Raw genomic sequence first — 20,231 nt, 5'->3', positions numbered from 1 at the left:
AGCTAGGCTGTCCCGCGATGAGCGGACACGGCCGATGACCGACGTCGGCGGCGGCACCGACACACTCGACGGACTCCTCGCGAAGGTCGCGAAGGAGGACAAGGCGGCGTTCACCGAGTTCTACGATCTGACGCGCGCCCGCGCCTACGGCATGGTGCTGCGGGTACTGCGCGATCCGGGGTACAGCGAGGAAACGCTGCAGGAGGTCTATCTGCAGGTGTGGCGTACCGCGTCCGGATTCGATCCCGCTCAGGGTTCGGCGCTGTCGTGGCTGATCACACTGGCCCACCGACGGGCGGTCGACCGGGTCCGTTCCGAACAGTCCGGTGCCGACCGCGAGGCCCGCTACGGCGCCGTGTCCACGGAGGCCGCCTTCGACGCGGTGAGCGAGGAAGTGGTCCGCCGCGAGGACACGCAGCAGGTCGCGGACTGTCTCGGCACGCTCACCGATCTGCAGCGGCAGTCGGTGGAGCTCGCGTATTACAACGGCCTGACCTACCGGGAGGTGTCGGAACGACTGTCCGCCACTCTCCCGACCGTCAAATCGAGAATCAGGGACGGATTGCTCCGTCTTCGGAATTGCCTCGGGGGTGAGCAGCGATGACGAACAGCACCCACGCCGAGTTCGGCGGTGACGTCCTTCTCGACTTCGCCGCGGTCTACGCCCTCGACGCGGTCTCGGATGCCGAACGCCGCGAGATCGACGCGCGCGTCGCCGCCGCGAGCCCCGAGGTGGCCGCCGAGTTCGAGCGCGAGGTCCGTGAGATCCGGGAAGCGATGGCGCAGGTTTCCCGCGTCGGCGCCGTGGAACCACCCGATCGGGTCCGGCAGAGTCTGCTCGAAACCATCGGCACCGCAGGCACTTCCGAATCGGATACGGCACCACCGGCGCCGATCTCGCTCGCACAGCACCGCAACCGGCGACGGAATTTCCTGCTGGCTGCCGCGGCTGCGGTGGTCGTGGTCGTCGGGGGCATCGGTATCGGCTCCCAGATCCGGCACGAGGTCGCGCCGCCGACTTCCACCCAGGTGTTCGCGGCCGACGACGTGCGCACCACGTCGGGTGCGATCGAGGGCGGCGGCACCGCGACGGTCGTCTACTCGAAGGAGGTCGACGCCGGGGTGCTGGTGATGAACAACGTGACCCCGCCGAGCGAGGGCACCGTCTACCAGATGTGGCTGATCGGGCCCGAGGGCGCGACCTCCGCGGGCACCATGACCCCCGCCGACGTCGCACCGTCGACGACGGCGGTGCTCGACGACATCTCCGGTGCGACCGCGCTGGGCTTCAGCGTCGAACCGACCGGCGGATCCACACAGCCGTCGAGCATCTTCGCCGAACTGCCGCTGAGCTGAACCGGAGCTATCCGCGCGGCCGGTAGACATCCGCGCGCGGCATGCACCGCGCGGCTGTCCGGGTCGTCGCCGGCTGCGGGAACGTTACGACGGGCGGGTGCCGGCGACGACGGTGGCGTCGTGCGCGTTCGAAACCCGAACCGTCGCTTCGAAACCGGCTTCGGCAAGGATCGCGAGGGCGGTGTCCACCTGGGATTCCCCGATTTCCATCAGCAGCCGCCCGCCCGGCGCGAGCCAGCCGGGTGCGGCGGCCGTCAACCGGCGGTGCACGTCGAGGCCGTCGCCGCCACCGTCCAGGGCGACCAGGGGCTCGTGCAGCCGCGCCTCGGGCGGCATGAACGCGACGGCGTGGGACGGCACATAGGGCGCGTTCGCCACGAGCACGTCGACGCGGCCCGCGATCGAGCCGGGCAGTGGCGCGTACAGGTCGCCGGCGAACACGCGACCGCCCAACGGCCCGATATTGCGGCGCGCGCACCGCACCGCGACCGGGTCGACGTCGGCGGCATACAGTTCGATCCCCGCGATCTCCTGTCCCAGCACCGTCCCGACCGCACCCGAACCACAGCACATGTCGACGACGACGGCACCCGGCACCAGCCCTTCGGCGGCGCAGCGGGCCAGGAACTCGGTCCGGCGACGCGGCACGAACACGCCCGGCTCGACGACGATGCGCAGGCCGCAGAATTCGGCCCACCCCAGGACGTGCTCGAGCGGCACGCCGTCGACGCGACGGCCGACCAGTTCCGACAGTTCCCGCTCACTGCAGGCCGCGGCCGCGAGCAGGGCGGCCTCTTCCTCGGCGAACACGCAACCCGCCGCGCGCAGCTCGGCGACCAGAGCGGTACGGGACCGACCAGGGGACGACGGTGAGGCGGCCACGCCACACCCTAACCCCGGCACGGGGGCAGCACCCGTCCGAATCCGGGTCTGCTCCGAATAACCGGCGGCCACGCGAGCGCGGCAGGATAGAACCACGGCGAAGGGCCACCGACCTCAGGAGGAAGCGCTTGACCACCACGACGACACCACCGAAACGTCCGACGCGGCGTTTGCGCTGGCTGCTGCCCGCTCTGCTGCTGCTCGTGTGGCTCGCGATCGCCGGGGGCGGCGGCCCGTTCGCCGGGAAACTCAGCGAGGTCGCGCAGAACGGCAACAGCGCGTTCCTGCCCGCCTCGGCCGAATCCACCCGCGCGGACCAGTTGTACGCGGAGTTCACCGACACGAACGCTGTGCCTGCCATCGTCGTCGCCGAACGTGAATCCGGGATCACCCCCGACGACCTGGCGTTCCTCGCCGCCGAATCGGTCGGTCCGCCGCCGATTCCGTCCCAGGACGGGCAGGCCGCCCAGCTGATCGTGCCGATCGACAGCAACAGCGAGGTCGGCGAGACGGTCGAGGAGCTGCGTGACCGGTTGGCGTCCCCGCCGGACGGGCTGACCGTGCACGTCACCGGCCCGGCCGGGCAGATCGCCGATCTGTCCGCCGCGTTCGCCGGAATCGACGGATTGCTGTTGCTCGTCGCGGGGGGCGTGGTCCTGCTGATCCTGTTCGCGGTGTACCGCAGCCCGATCCTGCCGTTCGTCGTGATCATCTCGGCGGTGTTCGCGCTGGCGCTTGCCAGCCTCGCGGTGTATCTGCTCGCCGACGCCGGCGCGATCGCCCTCAACGGGCAGAGCCAGGGCATCCTGTTCATCCTCGTGTTCGGTGCCGCCACCGACTACGCCCTGCTGCTCGTGGCGCGATACCGCGAGGAACTACGTGCGGTGGAGGACAAGTACGAGGCGATGCGCACCGCGTGGCGTTCGACGCTCGAGCCGATCGCCGCCTCCGCCGCGACGGTGATCGCGGGTGTGCTGTGCCTGCTGTTGTCGGACCTGAACTCGAACCGCGGTCTCGGACCGGTTGCCGCGATCGGCATCGCCGCCTCGTTCGTCGCGTCGATGACGTTCCTGCCGGCCGCGCTGGTGCTGCTCGGCCGTTCCGCGTTCTGGCCGACCCGCCCGCAGGCCGATCCCGATGCCGACCGCGGGGATCTCGCGTCGGCGCACCGGTTCTGGAGTTCGATCGCGCGGAAGGTCGGTGCCAATCCCCGTCCGATCTGGATGGTGTGCAGCATCGTCCTCGTCGGGTTCGCGCTGCTGCTGCCGCAGTTCAAGGCCGGCGGCGTCGCATCGTCGGATGTCTTCCTGCTCCAGACGGATTCGTCGTCCGGTCAGCAGATCCTCGGCAAGCACTTCGATGCCGGCACCGGTTCGCCCACGGTCGTCGTCGCCCGTGAGGGCGCACTCGCCGCGGTCACCTCGGCCGCTCGCGTCGAGGGTGTCACCACCGTCACGCCGGTGACCGGTCCCGACGGTGCCCCGACCGTCGTCGACGGCCGGATCGCGGTGCAGGCCACTCTCTCCGACCCCGCCGATTCGCTCGAGGCCGAACGCACCGTCGAACGCATCCGCGACTCCGTGCACGCGGTTCCGGAGGCCGAGGCCCTCGTCGGCGGTCCCACCGCGGTCGATCTGGACACGAAGAACACCGCGACCCGCGACCGCACCGTCATCATTCCGGTGGTCACCGCGGTGGTGCTGCTGATCCTGATCCTGCTGCTGCGGGCGATCGTCGCACCGGTCCTGCTGATGCTCACCGTGATCGTCTCGTACGCGGCAACCCTCGGGGTGGCGTCGCTGCTGTTCAACCACGTGTTCGGCTTCCCGGGCGCGGACCCGGTGGTGCCGCTGTTCGGGTTCGTGTTCCTGGTGGCACTCGGCATCGACTACAACATCTTCCTCATGACCCGCGTCCGCGAGGAGAGCGCGCGGGTCGGTACCCGGGAGGGCACCCTGCGCGCGCTGACGGTGACCGGCGGCGTCATCACGTCGGCGGGCGTCGTCCTGGCCGCCACGTTCTCGGCGCTCGCGGTCATTCCGCTGCTGTTCCTCGGGCAGCTCGCCTTCATCGTCGCGTTCGGTGTCCTCCTCGATGCGTTGCTCGTGCGATCGCTGCTGGTACCGGCGTTGACCATCGACATCGGCAAGCGGATCTGGTGGCCCAGCAAGCTCGCGTCGCGTGACGGAGCGGACTCCGGCGAAGCCGCACCCGATCACGAACCGGTCACCAAACCGTTAGATTCGTGAAGGTGAATACGCGTTCGCCGGGTCCGGAAGGGCCCGGCGACCGTCACGCGACGACCGCAGGAGGACATGTGCTCGACACCGAGGGTGGCTTCGACCGGTCCGAAGCAGCCGTGGTGTCCCTGCTCCTGATCGAGGACGATCCCGGCGACGCTCTCCTCGTCGAGGAGATGGCCTCGGACGCGGTGATCGACTTCGGAATCGTCTGGGCGCGTTCACTCGACGAGGCCCGCACCCGGCTCGGTGAAATCCGGCCCGATTGCATCGTGCTGGATCTGAACCTTCCCGACGCCCACGGCCTCGACGCACTCGGGGCCGTGCAGAGGTACGCGTCCGGTGTGCCGGTGATCGTGATGACGGGCCTGGCCGAGGAACAGGCCGGGCTCACCGCGGTGGCGGAGGGCGCCCAGGACTACCTGGTCAAGGGCGTGGTCGACGCGGAACTGCTCACCCGGTCGGTGCGCTATGCGATCGAACGCAAACGAGCCGAACACGCGGCCGCCGCGCTGCAGGCGAGCGAACAGCGCTCCCGCGAGAACGCCCGCCTCGAACGCGGTCTGCTTCCGGTTCCGTTGCTGCGCAGCGACAGCATCGATGTGGTGACCCGATACCGGACCGGCCGGGCCGGGGGTCTGCTGGGCGGCGACTTCTACGATGTCGTCGAATCCGGCGACGGCAGCGTCCACGTGCTGATCGGCGATGTCTGCGGGCACGGCGCCGACGAGGCGGCACTCGGCGTCGGATTGAGAATTGCCTGGCGCACCATGGTTCTCGGGGGCGTCGACGCGGAGACGGCGATGAGCACGCTGGAACAGCTGCTCGTCGCCGAACGTCCCCGGTCCCACATCTTCGCCACCGTGACCAGCGTGGTCCTGTCCGCCGACCACCGCTCGATCGAGGTCGTACGCGCCGGGCATCCGGGGATACTGCTCCGCACACCGAGCGACATCCGGTGGCTCGAGGTGCCCGGTGGTCCGGCGCTCGGCCTGCGCAAACAGAGCGGCACGTGGCAGAAGACCACCCTCGCGGTCGAGGAACGGACCGCACTCGTGCTGTTCACCGACGGTCTGTTCGAGGCACGGGTCGACGAACTGGACCGGCTGGGCGAGGACGGCCTGCTCGCATATGCCCGCTCCCTCGGCAGTGCCTGTAGCGGAGAGAAATTCGTCGATTCCCTCATCACCCATGTGGAGTCGCTCGCGGCACCGCACGGCGGGTTGAGCGACGATGTCGCGGTCCTGCACGTGCAGTGGGCCGACGAGAACGGCCGCTCGTGACGACCCCGGATCCCCGGATCCCCGCGGGCACCAGACTGACCGTCCAGGCGTGGTTCAACCTGATCCTGGCGATCATGACGCTGCTCGTCATCACCGGCGCCGCCGCGGGCGCCATGACGCTCGGCGCGAACTCTCGCGTCACCGACGACCTGACGGACCGTCTCATGCCGGCCCGCTCGGCTGCCCAGGAACTGCAGTCCGGGCTGGTCAACCAGGAAACCGCCGTGCTCGGATACGCGCTCACCGGGGAAGCGTCGTTCCTCGCCCCCTTCCGGGACGGTCTGCAGATCCAGCAGCGGTCCGAGGACCGGCTCCGGGAACTGCTCGCGGACCGGCCGGACCTGCTCGCCGACCTCGACGCCCTCGACCGGGCGGCGCAGGCCTGGCGCGTCGGCTTCGCGGACCCGTTGCTCGCCGGCCCGGCACCCGATCCGGCGTTCTACGACCGCGGCACGGACCTGTTCGACGGGGTCCGCGCGGGTTTCGATCAGCAGAACCTGCACCTGACCGAGGCGGTGGACGACGCACGGTCGCAGATCGATCACATGCGTTCGATCCGCAACGTCGTGTACACGGCCCTGGCTCTCGTACTGGTGATCGCGGCAGGCATCTTCGCTGTACTCGTGCGTTTTGCGGTCACCGAGCCGCTGGCACGGCTGGCCGCGTCCTCACGACGGGTTGCGCAGGGCGAATTCGCGCATCGGGTCGACGCCGGCCGCGGGCCCGCCGACATCCGTTCCCTCGCCACCGACATCGAGGGGATGCGCCGCCGCATCGTCGCCGAGCTGGACGTCGTCCGCGATCGGCAACGGCAGCTCGAGGACCGGACCGACCAACTCGATGCGACGGCGGAGGAGTTGCGGAGGTCCAACGCCGACCTCGAGCAGTTCGCCTACGTCGCGTCCCACGATCTGCAGGAGCCGCTGCGCAAGGTGGCCTCGTTCTGCCAGTTGCTCGAGAAACGCTACGGCGACGAACTCGACGATCGCGGCCGCCAGTACATCGATTTCGCCGTCGACGGCGCGCGCCGGATGCAGGCGCTGATCAGCGATCTGCTGGCCTTCTCCCGGGTCGGCCGGGTCGGTGACGGTTTCGAGAGATTGCCCCTGGACCGCCCGCTCGACAAGGCCCTGTCGAACCTCGCCGCCGTCGTCGAGGACACGGGCGCCCGGATCGATCGGCCCGAGCGGCTGCCGGAGGTCAACGGGGATCCGACGCTGCTGTCGATGCTCTGGCAGAACCTCGTTGGCAATGCGCTCAAGTTCAGCCGCCCCGACACCGAACCGCGGGTTGCCATCACCGCGGAACAGGACGACGGCATGTGGCGGATATGTGTGCAGGACAACGGGATCGGTGTTCCGGAGGAGTTCGCCGAGAAGATCTTCGTCATCTTCCAGCGACTTCACGCCCGCGAGGAGTACTCGGGTACCGGGATCGGACTCGCTCTGTGCAAGAAGATCGTCGAGTACCACGGCGGCGACATCCGGCTCGACCCGGACTCCCGCACCGGTGCCCGCTTCTGTTTCACCCTGCCGATCGCCGAGCCGGTCGCGGAGGACCCACCCGCCACCGATCCCCTGCAGCAGTCCACCCCCGCAGCCGATCTCCCCGGAGGAACGAACCCATGAGCCCTGTAGGCCACCCCATCGACGTCCTGCTCGTCGAGGACGATCCCGGAGACATCCTGATGACCCAGGAGGCCTTCGAATTCAACAAGGTCGGAAACACCCTGCATGTGGTGCGCGACGGGGAGCAGGCACTCGAGTTCCTGTACCGGAGAGGCGAATTCGCAGACGCTGTCCGGCCCGACCTGATCCTGCTGGACCTGAACCTGCCCAAGTACGACGGCAGGCAGGTCCTCGAGAAGATCAAGTCCGACCCGGACCTCGCGGACATCCCGGTCGTCATCCTCACCACTTCGGCTGCCGAGGAAGACATCGTGAGGAGTTATAAACTCCACGCCAATGCCTACGTCACGAAGCCGGTCGATCTGGACCAGTTCATCACGGCGGTGCGGCAGATCGACAACTTCTTCGTCCAGGTCGTGCGGCTGCCCGGACACTGACGGACAAGGCATCATGACCGAAATTCTTACCGACCCTGCCCGATTCGACACCTCCGTGGATCCCGCGAATCTTCGCGATCTCGGCGGAATCGACGTCCCCGGCGGCACCGTCCGCACCGGTGTGGCGCTGCGCAGCGACGATTTGTCCTCCATGAGCCCGGCCTTCGCCGAGAAGCTGCTCGGGCAAGGCTTGCGCTCGGTGATCGATCTGCGTTCGTATGCCGAAGTGTCACAGACGGGCCGAGGTCCCCTCTCTGCCTTCGATCTGACCTATCACCATGTACCGCTGCTCGACACGGCTGCGTCGCCGGCGCATCTGGCACGGCGGTTCGGTCCCATGACACCGGAGCAGGTCGGCGCCTGGTACGTCGAGGTGATCGAGAGCGCGGCGCCGCGGCTGGCCTTGTGCCTCAACATCATTGCAATGAGTGACGGAGCGACGGCGTTCCACTGCTCGGCCGGTAAGGACCGCACCGGAATCCTGGCGTCGCTCCTGCTGTCGACGGTCGGCGCGCCGGCGGCCGACATCATCCGCGACTACGCGGTGACCGAGTCGAATCTCGGCGCCGTGGGCGACCGGATGCGTCGTATCCTCGGCGGCGACGCGGCCGACGAGAGCGACCACGGCACCTCCGCCACCAACGCATTGATGGGCGCCGTGCCGGACAGCATGGCCACCATGCTGCAATTGCTGGACGCGCGTTACGACAGCCCGTTGGCGCCGCTGTACGCCGCCGGCCTCGACACCTCGACGGTGGCGCGGCTGCGTCGGCGTCTGCTCGGCACCGGTTAGCGCACCGCGCAGTCGGGCCCGGCGTTACAGGTCCAGACCGGACTGCGCGAAGTGGTTGATGCGTTCCTCCCGGGTCCGCGACAGGTGCGCGGTCACCTCGGTGCGGGCGAGCACGCTGTCGCGGACGGTGATCGCCTCGAGGATCCGCTCGTGCTCGGCCTTGGTGCACTCCAGGTCCTCGATCCCGCGGGTACCGCGATCGAACAGCCGCAGCTGTGCGGACAAGCGTTGCAGCAGTGTGGAAATGGTGTGGTTGTGCGCCGCCGCCCACAGTTCGCGATGGAAGCGCGTGTTCATCTCGAGGATCACCCGGGTCTCCGTCGAGGTGCACATCTGCTCGTGGATCTTGCGCAGCCGCGCGAGTTCGAGTTCGGTGCGACGTTCCGCGGCATCGGCAGCGGCGACGCCTTCGAGCGCGATCCGGGCCTCGTAGATCTCCAGGACATCCGCCGGCCCGCCGACGCGCACTTGGTAGCCGCGAGGCCCGCGCTCGACCAGGGCATCCTGGTCGAGCCGGGCAAGTGCCTCGCGGACCGGGGTGCGCGAAACCCCGTAGCGGGCGGTCAGCGCGGCTTCCGACAGCGCCGCGCCGGGCTCGAATCCCCCGTGGACCAGATCCGAACGCAGGCGTTCGTAGACGCTGCCGGCATCGTCCCGGAGTTCGGAGGGATCCGGCTCACTCTTGCTGGCGCGTACCACGTTCGTCCTCTCTCGTGCTGAATCGGCGGGCTTCGACCGTCACCCGTCCACGATCTCCAGCGGATTGCCGGGGTCGGCGTTCCACTCCGACAGCGAACCGTCGTATACCTCCACAGTGGTGATGCCCACCACAGACAGTGCCAGAGCCAGCCCGGCGGCATTGATCCCGCCCCCGCAGTACCCGATCACGGTGCGACCCGCGGCGCGCCCGGGCAATCGGTCGAGTTCGGCCACCGCCGCCCGGACGCGATGAGCGTCGATGTGGCCCGTGGGATCGAGCAGATCCGGGTACGGCACGTTCACGCTGCCCGGAATGTGCCCGGCGCGCCCGGCCACCGTGGCACGCCCCTCGAACACGTCGCGGCCCAGCGCACACACCAGACCGGCCGGACCGTCCCCGTTCATCGCCGCCCGGACCGCATCCGTGTCGGCGAAATACCCGTCCCGGACCGTGGCACGGAAGTCGCCTGCCCGCGGCGAGACGACCACACCGGTCTCCACCTCGCCGCCGGCGTCGACCCAGGCCCGCAGCCCGCCGTCGAGCACACCGACGTCGTCGTGCCCGAAGGACCGCAGCAGCCACCACACGCGTGCGGCCCAGGCTCCTCCGCGACGGTCGTAGACCACCACCGTCGAGTCCGCGCCTATTCCGAGCGCACGCGCCGCGGCCTCGAACGCGCCGGCGTCCGGCCGGGTGAAGGGGAACGGCGCCTGTGGATCCGAGAAGTCCGCAATCAGATCCGCGTGGCGGGATCCGGGAATGCGCCCGTCATCGACGAAACCGGCACGCCCGCTGACGTAGCGACCGTCCGTCGTTCTGTCGACCGTCGCATCCAGCACGACCAGTCGGCGCGCGCCGAGATGTGAACGGAGCCGAGCCGCGTCGACCAACGGTGATGCGGTCACGACGCGATGCGTGCACGACGACGCCACTCCCCGGCCTCCGGCCTCGGCACGCCCAGGTTCTCGCGCAGCGTCGATCCTTCGTACTCGGTGCGGAAGAGCCCGCGCCGCTGCAGTTCGGGGACGACCGCGCCGGTGAAGTCCTCGAAGGCCACCGGAGTGTGGGTGGGGCAGACCGTGAAACCATCCGCTGCACCGCGGGTGAACCACTCCTCCATGCGGTCTGCGATCTGGCCGACGGTACCGACCAGGTTGCCTTCGGTGCGGGCGCCGTACCACTTGCCGAGTTCCCGGACGGTGAAGCCTTCCCGTTCGGCGACCTCCACCACCTCCCGGTAGTGGCCGTCGACGCCCTGCACGTCCAGCGGCGGCAGCGGCTTGTCCAGGTCGTACTGCGACAGGTCGACGTCGAGGTGGTACGCGAGCCGGGACAGGCCGGCCTCGGCAGGCACCAGATCCTCGAATTCGAGGCGCCGGGCGTGCGCGTTGCCGGCGGTCGTGCCGATGATCGGGGTGACCGCGGGCAGAATTCTGATGTGGTTCGGGTCGCGGCCGGCTTCTTCCGCACGCCGGCGGACGTCCCGGCGGAACGCGATGGCGGACTCGAGCGATTCGTGGCTGCAGAAGATGACGTCCGCCCAGCGAGACGCGAAATCCCTTCCGGCGGGAGATGACCCCGCCTGGATGATCACCGGATAGCCCTGCGGACCGCGCGGCACCTGCAGCGGACCCTGGACCGCGAAGTACTCGCCGCGATGATCGATCGGCGCCACCGATTCGGGGCGGGCGAACTGGGCCGACTCCTTGTCGACGACCAGTGCGTCGTCGGCCCAGCTGTCCCACAGTTTCGCGGCCACCTGGAGGAACTCCTCGGCCTTGCCGTAGCGCGCGTCCCGCGGCGCCAGCCGCTCCTCACCGAAGTTGCGGGCCTCGGCGTCCTGGAAGCTGGTCACCACGTTCCATGCCGCACGCCCCTCGGTGAGATGGTCGAGACTCGCGAAGGTGCGGGCGGTGTTGAACGGCTGCTGGAATCCGGTCGACGCGGTGGCCGCCAGCCCGAGGTGCCGGGTCGCGGCCGCGATGACGCTGATCACCGGGATCGGGTCGAGCCGCGGCACACCGACGCCGTACCGGACGTTGTCGGCGATGCTGTCCCCCAGGCTTCGGGGGACCGACAGGCTGTCCGCGAAGAACATCAGGTCGAATCGGCCGGCTTCCAGCGTCCGTGCGATGTTCTGGTAGTAGGACATCGAGAACCAGCCGGGCTCGGCCCGCGGATGCCGCCATCCACCGACTCCACCCGGGCCGGCATTCATGAACGCAGCCAGGTGCATGTGGTCGCCGACGGAGGTTGCGGGGTTGTTCACGTCAAATCCTTTGTACAAGATCGGTATCGGTGCTCGGTGACGGTACGGAGGTCAGGTGGTCGAGAACGCTCCCAGAGCCCGGAGCAGCTCTCCGGTCAGTCCGGTTCCGGCGATCGTCTCGGCACTGCGCGGGCCGCGGCCGGGGACCGGGATGTCCTCGGCGATGGCGCCGTCGGCGAGCACCACCACCCGATCGGCCAGCCGCACAGCCTCGTCGACGTCGTGGGTGACCATGACGACGGTCCAGCCGTGGTCCTGCCACAGCCGGCCGACCAGATTCTGCATGTCGAGCCGGGTCAGTGCGTCGAGGGCGCCGAACGGCTCGTCGAGCAGCAGGATCTCCGGTCGGCGAACGAGCGCCCGGGCCAACGAGACTCGCTGTGCCTGACCACCGGACAGCGTCAACGGCCACACCTCGGCCTTGTCGGCGAGTCCGACCTCGGCCAGCGCCCGCTCGACGATATCCCTGCGGCCGGTGCGGGGCAGGCCGAACCCGACGTTGTCCCGCACCGACAACCACGGGAACAGTCGCGATTCCTGGAAGGCGACCGCGAGACGGTCGGTCGCGGTCACCTCACCGGTGGTCGCCGCGTCCAGGCCGGCAATGATCCGCAGCAGCGTGGACTTGCCCGAGCCGGACCGTCCCACCAGCGAGATGAACTGTCCCGAAGGAACATCCAGCGAGAGGGCGTCGAGCACCCGGTGCGTTCCGAAGTCCTTCGTCACCGAGTCCAGTCGTATGTCGCTCATGGGTACTACTCGGCCAGGTTCACGACGTAGTTGCCGATCTCGGGCGCCTCGTCGATGAATCCGAACTCCACGTACTGCTCGGCGAGCGCGTTGAGGTCCGCGACCGCGGCGGCGTCCAACGGCAGGATCTGCGGCGTCGAGAAGCCGGAGACGACCTCGACAACCTCGTCACCGGCACCGAACTCCGTGTACGCATCGGTGATGATCGACGGATCGGCTTGTGCCCGCTGGGATTCTCGGACCAGTCCGCGGTACACCGCGGCCAGCGCCTCCGGATGTTCCGTGGCGAACTCGCGACTCGCGATGTGGATCGACCAGTTGTAGGAACCGATCTGGTCACCGGTGACGAGCAGCTTCGCTCCCGGAGTGGCGACGGCGTTGGCCAGATTCTGGTCGAACGAGGCGAGGGCGTCGATCTGTCCGCTGCCGAATGCCGCGGCGAAGTCGCCCGGGGCCAGCGAGACCAGCTCCACCCGGGAGACGTCCAGGCCGGCGTTCGCGAAGGCCTGGTGGACCAGATAGTCGCCCGTGGCGCCCGGGTTGTCGATGCCGATCTTCTTGCCGTAGAGGTCTTCGAGCGAGTCGATACCGGTTCCGGGCGCGGCCACGATGCCCTGGCTGTCGCCGGTGTACTTCTCCAGGGCGAAGGCCACCCACTCACTGTCGTTGGCAGCAAGATTCACGAAATATCCGGTCCCGGTGGAGGAGGCATCCGCGTTGCCGGAGGTGACCGTGTTGTACGCCTCGATCGGATCGAGCGGCCCGATGTGCTCGGCCGTCGCGCCGACCTTTGCCAGCTCGTCCTCGAGAACGCCGGTGGTCCGGACGGTGGTCAGATAGTTCGCCGTCGGCAGGTATGCCGAACGGAACACCACCGTATCGTCGTCGGCGCCGGAATCGCTGCTGCAGCCGGTCAATCCGATGGCGACGGTCGCAAGCGCGACGATGGTGGTGAGGAGACGGGACTTGTTCTTCATGGGCTCTTTTCCGCTTTCGGGGAGGTTCAGGTTGGGGCGGCCGGCGCGAGCGCGGTTGCCCCCTTACGCTCAGTTGCCCTGGTAGGACCCGCGCCACCGCAGGAAGTGCCGCTCGAGGCAGCGCACGATCCAGTCGGTGAACAGGCCGAGGAAGGCGTAGATCGCGATGCACAGCACCACCTGGTCGGTGCGGACGAAGCGTTGCGCCTGGGTCAGAACGAATCCGATACCCGCACTGGCATTCACGGTTTCCGCGGTAACCAGGGCGATCCACGCAACCGCCAGCGAGAAGCGCAGGCCGGTGAACACCGACGGCAGGGCGCCGAGAAACAGGATCCGGGTCGCGATCAGGAATTTGGGGACGCGATAGACGGTGCCGACCTCGACCAGTTTGCGATCCACCCCGCGGACACCGGCAAAGGTGTTGAGATAGATCGGCACCAGGACGCCGACGCTGATCAGCAGTACCTTCATCGTCTCGCCGACGCCGAACGCGATGATGAACAGGGGCGTCAGGGCGTTGAACGGAATGGCGCGCAGCATCTGTACCGGCTTGTCGACCGCCGCCTCGCCCACCAGGAAGTAGCCGCTGAGCAGTCCGAGCACCACACCGACCAGCAGGCCGATGACGACGCCGGCGAGAACCCGGCCCAGGCTCACGAGCACGGCTTCGCCGAGAATGCCCTTCTCGGTCAGTTCCCACGCCGCTTCGACGACCTTGTCCGGGCCGGGCAGCGCCCGGGAATCGACCAGACCGGTCGCGGTCCCCAACCACCAGAACGCGAAGATCGCCACGGTGCTGAGCCACGACGCCCAGGCCGGGATGCGGGGTGGGCGTCGCACGCCCGACGTGCCGGTGGGCCTGCCGACGACCGGCACAGTGGCGGCAGTCGTCATGCGACGCCCAGCAAGGACAACTCGTCGACGAGCGCGACGGCGAAGGAACCGGTGCCGCGGGTCCGGGAGGCCGCGCGCTCGGCTGCGGTTGCGAGGACGGCGTGGGCGGCCGTCGCGGCCTGCAACCGGTCGGGCACGACCGCCGCGAAGGCCGCGACCAGACCACCCAGGCTGCAGCCGGCACCGGTCACCTGTGTCAGGTACGGGTGCCCGCCGGGCACCGCGACCAGTTCCACGCCGTCGGTCAGATAGTCGGTCGGTCCGCTGACGGCCACCACCCCACCGGTCCGCTGCGCCAACGACTTCGCGAAGGGAATCGCCGCCTCCGAGGAGACCGTGCTGTCCACGCCCTTGGTCGCGCCGTCGCCGCCGGCCAGGGCGACGACCTCGCTGGCGTTGCCACGAACCACGGCGGGCCCGAGGTCGATCAGTTGCGCGGCGAGCGCGTCGGTGGCCTCGATGCCTGCGCCGACGGTCACCGGGTCCAGCACCCACGGGGTGCTCGCGGCGTTGGCGGCCCGGGCGGTCTCCAGGAGCAATTCGGGTGTATCGCTGATCAGAGCGGCCAGGTTGATCCAGGCACCACCGGCGATGGTCGCGAAATGTGCAGCGCCGAGCGGTATTCCACCGATGGCCGGGGAGGCACCGACAGCCAGCAACATGTTCGCGCTCAGGGGTGCGGCGATGTAGTTGGTCAGCCCGTAGGTCAGCGGCTTGCCAGCGCGGACGCGCTCGAGCGCCTCGACGACACGCGGGTCGGGCCACCCGACTCGGCTTGCCGGCACATCAGACATCCCATCCTCCTCGGTAACTTCCACCGCCGCCCTCGACCACGGCGCAACGCGATCGGTCTCGGCATCGACTACAGGAAGGTATGCGGAATGTATGCGGGCGCCCATACTTAAAATCAGCTTGTACGGAAATGTATACAGCGGTACCGCGATGTACGGACGGGGCGAGACGCGGATCGGACATCCGGGCCGGTGAGGTGAACAGCTGCCGAGGCCAGGGTCCGGCAGAACCGGACCGGGCAGTCCCCTACTCGTCGATCAGCCGTGACCGCAACTCCGCCAGAGTCCTGGCCAGCAGTCGGGAGACGTGCACCTGGGAGACGCCGATCTCCCGCGCGATCTCCGATTGGCTCTTCTCCTCGAAGAATCGCAGCATCAGAATGTGCCGCTCCCGTTCCGGAACCCGCTCGAGCAACGGCCGCAGCAGCAGATACCGCTCGGACTTCGCGAGCTCACCGTCCTCCTCGCCGAGCGTATCCGCCAGCGTCGCACCCGCACCTTCACCGGCAAGATCGAGCGGAGTGTCCAGGGACGCAGGCTGATACGCGCTGCGGGCGGCGAGCGCCTCGATCACCTCGCCGGGCTCGGCACCGATCTCGGCCGCGATCTCCGCTGCCGTCGGGGAGCGACCCAGCCGTTGCGCGAGATCGTCGGTGACCCTGTTGACGGCCACGGTCAGGTCCTTGAGCCGCCGCGGCACACGCGTGGACCAGGCGTGGTCGCGGAAGTAGCGACGGATCTCGCCCATGACGGTGGGCACGGCGTACGCGACGAACCCGCGCCCCTTCTCGGCGTCGAACCGCTCGATCGCCTGGAGCAACCCCACGCACGCCACCTGATTGAGGTCGTCCATGTCCTCGCCACGGCCCGCGAAGCGCTGGGCGATGTTCTGCGCCAACGGCATCGCCGCCGTGACGATCTGCTCGTGAAGCGCGACGGCCTGGTCGGAACCGGCGGAGCATCCGCGGAATGCGTCGAACAACTCCGCAAGGTGCTCCTCGTCGATTCTGCGCGTGCTCGCCGGACCCCTTCCGACGGACTGCGAATCGATCTCGGCAACCGTCATGCCGGCATTCCGATGCTCAGCTCGACCTTCGATTTCGCCGCCTTCCCGGTCGCCTCAGGCTCTTCGTTCGCGGAGAGGGTGTCTGCCAGCAGTTCCAGGATTCGCCATTCGAGACTGTCGGGCGCCGGTCGCCAGCGTTCGATCGTGGTCGCGGTGACCTCGATGCGGAACACATCGTGGTCCTTGCGGAATCGGCAGGTGATCTCGGTGGCGGGTGCGGCCGCTTCGATGAGCAGCGTGCAGACCTGGTCGACCGCAAGCTTGAGGTCCGAGACCTGGTCGAGCGTGCACCCGCCGTGCATCGCCACCACCTCGGTGAGCATGCGGATGACGGGCAACTGAGCGTGCAGCGCAGGCACCGACAATGTCGTGGGAATCCCGCCACCACCCGGTATCGGATCGGGGACGTCCGGCATCGGATGGGATGCGATCTGTGTCAAGGTTTTACCTGCTGTTCTGGCTCGGGCAGGGAAGCGCGGTAGTTCCACTGCAGATGAATTCGGGTTCCTTCGTCGCCCGTCTCGACCCGGGCGCTGTCGCTGCAGGCATGCATGAGCCGCACACCCCGTCCACGGCGTGCGCGGCTGTTGTCAGCTTCCGGCTTCCACGACCCCCTGTCGACGATCGAGATGGTGAGAACGCCTTCGTCGGGACGACTGTCTGCGCGCAGATCGAACGTTCCTTGCACTCCCGGCGGGTAGGCGTGCTCGGCGACGTTGGCCAGCGCCTCGTAGGTCGCCAGAAGCATGTCGCCGGTCGTGTCCGCCGACAGCCCGATCTCGCGCGCGAACTGTGCCAGCCGGTGCCGGATCGGGGCGAGCGCCGTCAACTCTGCCCGAACGTCGTCGAGGCGGAGTGATCGGGCCTCGGAGAGGCCGGAATGTCCCGGCGCCGGTGGCACAGACTGCCGTCCCTGGTCGCTCATACGGTCGATAGAGCAGCTTCGACGGTCGGGAAGATCTCGAGTGTGTCGGCCAGGCCCACCAAAGTCATCGGCCGTGCGGTTGCCGGACCGTCGGCGACGATAAGGAAACGCGATCGGCCGTCGAGTTCATCCGCGGTGCGCATGAGCACCGCAAGCCCCGCCGACGAGAGGAATTGCACACCCAGCAGGTCCGCGACCAGTGTGGACGTCCCACACAACGCGGCCAGCTCGGTCAGCTTCCTCTCGAACACCGGGGCGGTGACGACGTCGATCTCGCCGCCGGCGTGCAACACCGCAACGCCCTCGATGAAGTCGACGTCCAGCCTCAGCGGCGAACCCGGTATCACCTCGGGCATGTCGCCCGGCCGTTCGACTCCCCCGGATGCCACCCGTTCGGGATCCGCTACACCCACGAGATCGTCCCTCCTGCTCGCTGTGTGCGCGTCCGAGCACCCACCTCCGGAACGTGGCCGCGGAAGTACGAGATCCCGTACAGCGCGTACATGCTCTTGACCACCGACATCCGAGCGGTCTTCCACGGCGCCTTCCCTTGCCTCGTCTGCATCGTTCGCCTCCCTTCGTGTGCCACAGGAATGCCCCCTGATACCCACTTCCCGGGCTTCTCATTCCTCCCCATTCGGAAATTCCGTCCCGGACACCCGGTCCCGGACGCCCGGTACGGGATGCCCGGGGGCGGTCGGGCCCGGCGCCGCGGAGCGAATCGGCACGGCTGCGACCGCAGAAGTTCGGGTGGGCCCGGAGACGGTGTCGTCCGGGCCCACCCGTCGGAGGCAAGACGGAAGAGGAACGCAGTGGCTACGACAGGGCATCACCTCGCTTTCGATCAGCGGCTCGGGGCCTGTGCTCCACTTCGCCGGCCGCGCAGCGCGGTCGACTGTGCGGATCAGGCGTCGATCGCCTGCCGCTCGTCGTCGTGGCGCGCGATCTCGATCTTGCGAGGTTTCGCCTTCTCGGCCACGGGGATCGTCAATCGCAGCACCCCGTCGCGATAGTCGGCACGGATCGCGTCGGTGTCGAGATTCTCCCCGAGGAACAACTGCCGGCTGAACACCCCGCGGGTGCGCTCCGCAGCGATCATGGATCGTCCCTGGTCCAGCTCGGGACGGGATGCCCGCACGGTGATGACGTTGCGTTCGACGTCGAGATCCAGCGAGTTCGCGTCGATGCCCGGGAGATCGAACTCCACGAGGAATTCGTCGCCGTCGCGCCATGCATCCATGGGCATGACCGCCGGGCGTGCCGGCGTACCGAACACCTGCTGAGTCAAACGATCCAGGTCGCGGAAAGGATCGGTGCGCATCAACATGGTCGCCACCTCCGGTTCACTCCATTCTCACTCGAAGGGAACTCAGATAACCTATGTCATCTGACATAGATATTATGTAGCACCTAGACCAGAGGAGCGCAAGTGGTTGAGTCAGGTAATCTGAGCGCCGACTCGGAGAGGAATGGCATGGACTCGGATCGACGCGACCACCTGCCCGGTTCGGCTCGGGCGGTGTACGCGATCTCGGTCGCGGCGGAGCTGGCCGGAGTGGGGATTCAGACCCTCCGCCTGTACGAACAGCACGGCCTGCTCACGCCCGCGCGCAGCGCCGGAGGCACGCGGCGCTACAGCGGGGACGACCTCGCGCGGCTGGAACGGATCATCAGCCTGTCCGGCCAGGGCATCAACCTCGCGGGAATCGCGCGCATCCTCGAGCTCGAAGACGCGAACACGGCACTCACAGCGGAGCGCGACCACCTCCGGCGACGTCAGGAACAGTCGTGAGCGGAGGCGACGGCGCGGTCGAGGCTGGGCTCGACGTCAGGGCAGCTGGGCTCGACGTCAGGGCAGCTGGGCTCGACGTCAGGGGCAGGCGGGTGTGACCAGATCGTAGATCCGCTCGGCCTGTTCGGGAGTCGGCTGCACATCGTTGTTGGCGGCCAGCGCCATGATTTTGTCGGTGACCTGCTGCTCGTCGACGCCGTTGGAGAGGTCGTTGCACGAAACGATGACGATGTTCTCGATGCTCGCGTCGTCCCGGTTCTCCGACAGGTCCGAATACCCGGTGCGGAACGCGACGACGAATGCGTCCAGCTTGCCTTGATCGATCATCCCCAGCTGCTCCGTCGACGTGACCGAAGTTTCCGCGGCTGTCGTCTCCTCGGCTGTCGAGGTGGGCTGCAGCTCGACGGAGTCGGTGGTGACCGAAGCGGAGTCGGAGTCGTCGTCTCCGCAGGCGACCAGTGACAGTACGGCTCCCGATGCAACCAACGCGGCAGCGATGATCTTCTTCATGGGTCCTCCTCGTCAGGGTACGAGAGCACATACCCCGAGACCGCATGTCTCAATCACCCGACCGTCAGGGGCGAGGGGTCATCGGCCGGTTTGCGGTTCCCGTTCGGGCAGTAGCGTTCGAGCCTGCCCGCAGTTCCATTGCAGCTGAATCCGTGTTCCCGCGTCACGCCGCTCCACGCGCACAGCGTCGCTGCAGGCGTTCATCAGACGAAGTCCCTGTCCGCGTCTCGTCACGCGGGTGTCGCTCTCCGGTTTCCAGGACCCCCGGTCGGCGACGGTGACGGTGAGCACTCCGTCGTCGCGGCTGTAGTCGACGACCAGATCGAACGTGCCCGGAACGCCCGGCGGATAGGCATGTTCCACGACGTTCGCCAGCGCCTCGTAGGTCGCAAGCAGAACATCACCGGTCGTATCGGGTGGCAAATCGATCTCCCCCGCGAACTCGGCGACCCGCCGGCGCACCTCCGCGAGCACGCGCAGGTCGGCCCGCACACCCTCGAGCACGAATTGCCTTCCCTCCTCGCTCATACCGTCGACAGTGCCGCTTCGACCGTCGGGAAGATCTCGAGAGCGTCGGCCATGCCCACCAGCGTCATCGGCCGCGCGGTCGCCGGACCGTCGGCGGCGATGAGGAACCGTGAGCGACCCTCGAGATCGTCGGCTGTACGCATCAGCACGGCCAGGCCCGCGGACGAGAGGAACTGAACGTCGAGCAAGTCGACCACCAGCACCGATGTACCGGACAGGGAGGCCAGTTCGGCAAGTTTCCGCTCGAATGCCGGCGCGGTGACGACGTCGATCTCTCCACTCACATGCAGCACGACCAGGCCTTCGGTGACGTCCACGTCGAGCCCGAGATGCGACCCGGGTGCGACTTCTGGGTTCTCCATTCGCTGAACGCTACAACCCGGCGGTGTCGGCGCCGAGTCCACTTC

Annotated in this window: 25 protein-coding genes; 8 read left to right on the top strand and 17 right to left on the bottom strand. The window is 68.2% G+C overall.

Annotation, left to right across the window (positions count from 1 at the left end):
• Nucleotides 1–34 precede the first annotated feature (34 nt).
• Both RZ1_RS02925 and RZ1_RS02920 read left to right on the top strand, forming a co-directional pair.
• The gene (locus RZ1_RS02925; protein WP_072809050.1) at nucleotides 35–604 is read left to right on the top strand and encodes a sigma-70 family RNA polymerase sigma factor; all 570 of its coding nucleotides are present in this window, start codon (nucleotides 35–37) and stop codon (nucleotides 602–604) included.
• On the top strand, nucleotides 601–1,356 hold the full coding sequence (locus RZ1_RS02920) for an anti-sigma factor (RefSeq protein ID WP_072809048.1): 756 nt from the start codon (nucleotides 601–603) through the stop codon (nucleotides 1,354–1,356). The genes RZ1_RS02925 and RZ1_RS02920 overlap by 4 nt, the downstream gene beginning before the upstream one ends.
• Nucleotides 1,357–1,440: 84 nt before the next feature.
• Here RZ1_RS02920 and RZ1_RS02915 read toward each other — a convergent pair whose 3' ends face one another.
• Complete coding sequence (locus tag RZ1_RS02915; protein WP_072809046.1) at nucleotides 1,441–2,238, bottom strand: putative protein N(5)-glutamine methyltransferase; 798 nt, start codon at nucleotides 2,236–2,238, stop codon at nucleotides 1,441–1,443.
• A gap of 194 nt (nucleotides 2,239–2,432) precedes the next feature.
• Between RZ1_RS02915 and RZ1_RS02910 the strand changes: the two genes are divergently transcribed.
• The 5 genes from RZ1_RS02910 to RZ1_RS02890 all read left to right on the top strand — a co-directional run bounded on the left by RZ1_RS02910 (nucleotide 2,433) and on the right by RZ1_RS02890 (nucleotide 8,619).
• The gene (locus RZ1_RS02910) at nucleotides 2,433–4,487 is read left to right on the top strand and encodes an MMPL family transporter (RefSeq protein WP_083583498.1); all 2,055 of its coding nucleotides are present in this window, start codon (nucleotides 2,433–2,435) and stop codon (nucleotides 4,485–4,487) included.
• Between the two features lie 68 nt (nucleotides 4,488–4,555).
• Complete coding sequence (locus tag RZ1_RS02905) at nucleotides 4,556–5,761, top strand: PP2C family protein-serine/threonine phosphatase (RefSeq protein WP_072809042.1); 1,206 nt, start codon at nucleotides 4,556–4,558, stop codon at nucleotides 5,759–5,761.
• Nucleotides 5,762–5,835: 74 nt separating this feature from the next.
• Nucleotides 5,836–7,389, top strand: a complete 1,554-nt coding sequence (locus tag RZ1_RS02900) for a sensor histidine kinase (protein ID WP_083583497.1) — start codon at nucleotides 5,836–5,838, stop codon at nucleotides 7,387–7,389.
• Nucleotides 7,386–7,826, top strand: coding sequence for a response regulator (locus tag RZ1_RS02895; protein WP_072809041.1), 441 nt, complete (start codon nucleotides 7,386–7,388; stop codon nucleotides 7,824–7,826). The genes RZ1_RS02900 and RZ1_RS02895 overlap by 4 nt, the downstream gene beginning before the upstream one ends.
• Nucleotides 7,827–7,839: 13 nt before the next feature.
• Nucleotides 7,840–8,619 (top strand): tyrosine-protein phosphatase, encoded by a 780-nt coding sequence (locus RZ1_RS02890; RefSeq protein ID WP_072809039.1) that lies wholly within the window; start codon nucleotides 7,840–7,842, stop codon nucleotides 8,617–8,619.
• A gap of 24 nt (nucleotides 8,620–8,643) precedes the next feature.
• Here the strand turns inward: RZ1_RS02890 and RZ1_RS02885 are convergent, their stop codons facing one another.
• The 13 genes from RZ1_RS02885 to RZ1_RS02830 all read right to left on the bottom strand — a co-directional run bounded on the left by RZ1_RS02885 (nucleotide 8,644) and on the right by RZ1_RS02830 (nucleotide 18,321).
• Entirely contained in the window at nucleotides 8,644–9,318 is a 675-nt protein-coding gene (locus RZ1_RS02885) for a GntR family transcriptional regulator (RefSeq protein WP_083583484.1), read from the bottom strand.
• A gap of 39 nt (nucleotides 9,319–9,357) precedes the next feature.
• Entirely contained in the window at nucleotides 9,358–10,224 is an 867-nt protein-coding gene (locus RZ1_RS02880) for a sulfurtransferase (protein ID WP_072809169.1), read from the bottom strand.
• Nucleotides 10,221–11,555, bottom strand: a complete 1,335-nt coding sequence (locus RZ1_RS02875; protein WP_072809168.1) for an LLM class flavin-dependent oxidoreductase — start codon at nucleotides 11,553–11,555, stop codon at nucleotides 10,221–10,223. Before RZ1_RS02875 ends, RZ1_RS02880 begins: the two co-directional genes overlap by 4 nt.
• A gap of 84 nt (nucleotides 11,556–11,639) precedes the next feature.
• Nucleotides 11,640–12,338, bottom strand: a complete 699-nt coding sequence (locus RZ1_RS02870; RefSeq protein WP_072809037.1) for an ABC transporter ATP-binding protein — start codon at nucleotides 12,336–12,338, stop codon at nucleotides 11,640–11,642.
• A gap of 5 nt (nucleotides 12,339–12,343) precedes the next feature.
• Nucleotides 12,344–13,315, bottom strand: coding sequence for an ABC transporter substrate-binding protein (locus RZ1_RS02865; protein ID WP_072809035.1), 972 nt, complete (start codon nucleotides 13,313–13,315; stop codon nucleotides 12,344–12,346).
• Nucleotides 13,316–13,384: 69 nt separating this feature from the next.
• Nucleotides 13,385–14,212, bottom strand: a complete 828-nt coding sequence (locus tag RZ1_RS02860; protein WP_083583483.1) for an ABC transporter permease — start codon at nucleotides 14,210–14,212, stop codon at nucleotides 13,385–13,387.
• Nucleotides 14,209–15,006, bottom strand: coding sequence for a hydroxyethylthiazole kinase (gene thiM / locus RZ1_RS02855; protein WP_072809034.1), 798 nt, complete (start codon nucleotides 15,004–15,006; stop codon nucleotides 14,209–14,211). The genes RZ1_RS02860 and thiM overlap by 4 nt, the downstream gene beginning before the upstream one ends.
• 244 nt (nucleotides 15,007–15,250) lie before the next feature.
• Nucleotides 15,251–16,069: a SigB/SigF/SigG family RNA polymerase sigma factor gene (locus RZ1_RS02850; RefSeq protein ID WP_072809032.1), complete on the bottom strand. Its 819-nt coding sequence runs from the start codon at nucleotides 16,067–16,069 to the stop codon at nucleotides 15,251–15,253.
• Nucleotides 16,066–16,509: an ATP-binding protein gene (locus RZ1_RS02845; protein WP_238071619.1), complete on the bottom strand. Its 444-nt coding sequence runs from the start codon at nucleotides 16,507–16,509 to the stop codon at nucleotides 16,066–16,068. Before RZ1_RS02845 ends, RZ1_RS02850 begins: the two co-directional genes overlap by 4 nt.
• Entirely contained in the window at nucleotides 16,506–16,898 is a 393-nt protein-coding gene (locus RZ1_RS02840; RefSeq protein WP_169917847.1) for an ATP-binding protein, read from the bottom strand. Before RZ1_RS02840 ends, RZ1_RS02845 begins: the two co-directional genes overlap by 4 nt.
• A gap of 92 nt (nucleotides 16,899–16,990) precedes the next feature.
• A complete protein-coding gene (locus RZ1_RS02835) occupies nucleotides 16,991–17,407 on the bottom strand; it encodes an anti-sigma factor antagonist (RefSeq protein WP_238071618.1) in 417 nt (138 codons plus the stop codon).
• A complete protein-coding gene (locus tag RZ1_RS30395; RefSeq protein ID WP_169917845.1) occupies nucleotides 17,398–17,559 on the bottom strand; it encodes a hypothetical protein in 162 nt (53 codons plus the stop codon). Before RZ1_RS30395 ends, RZ1_RS02835 begins: the two co-directional genes overlap by 10 nt.
• Nucleotides 17,560–17,898: 339 nt before the next feature.
• Nucleotides 17,899–18,321, bottom strand: coding sequence for an Hsp20/alpha crystallin family protein (locus RZ1_RS02830; protein WP_072809160.1), 423 nt, complete (start codon nucleotides 18,319–18,321; stop codon nucleotides 17,899–17,901).
• Between the two features lie 147 nt (nucleotides 18,322–18,468).
• Here RZ1_RS02830 and RZ1_RS02825 point away from each other — a divergent pair, with 147 nt between their 5' ends.
• Entirely contained in the window at nucleotides 18,469–18,786 is a 318-nt protein-coding gene (locus tag RZ1_RS02825; RefSeq protein ID WP_072809029.1) for a MerR family transcriptional regulator, read from the top strand.
• Between the two features lie 78 nt (nucleotides 18,787–18,864).
• Here RZ1_RS02825 and RZ1_RS02820 read toward each other — a convergent pair whose 3' ends face one another.
• From RZ1_RS02820 to RZ1_RS02810, 3 genes are all read right to left on the bottom strand, one after another.
• Complete coding sequence (locus RZ1_RS02820) at nucleotides 18,865–19,296, bottom strand: hypothetical protein (RefSeq protein WP_072809027.1); 432 nt, start codon at nucleotides 19,294–19,296, stop codon at nucleotides 18,865–18,867.
• A gap of 78 nt (nucleotides 19,297–19,374) precedes the next feature.
• Entirely contained in the window at nucleotides 19,375–19,824 is a 450-nt protein-coding gene (locus RZ1_RS02815) for an ATP-binding protein (RefSeq protein WP_072809025.1), read from the bottom strand.
• Nucleotides 19,821–20,186: an anti-sigma factor antagonist gene (locus RZ1_RS02810; RefSeq protein ID WP_083583482.1), complete on the bottom strand. Its 366-nt coding sequence runs from the start codon at nucleotides 20,184–20,186 to the stop codon at nucleotides 19,821–19,823. The genes RZ1_RS02815 and RZ1_RS02810 overlap by 4 nt, the downstream gene beginning before the upstream one ends.
• Nucleotides 20,187–20,231 lie beyond the last annotated feature (45 nt).

The sequence above is a fragment of the Rhodococcus zopfii NBRC 100606 = JCM 9919 genome (assembly GCF_001895025.1).
GTDB classification, from domain to species: Bacteria; Actinomycetota; Actinomycetes; order Mycobacteriales; family Mycobacteriaceae; genus Rhodococcus; species Rhodococcus zopfii.
Note: the sequence above shows the minus strand (reverse complement) of the source record. Positions and strands in the feature narration are given on the sequence as shown.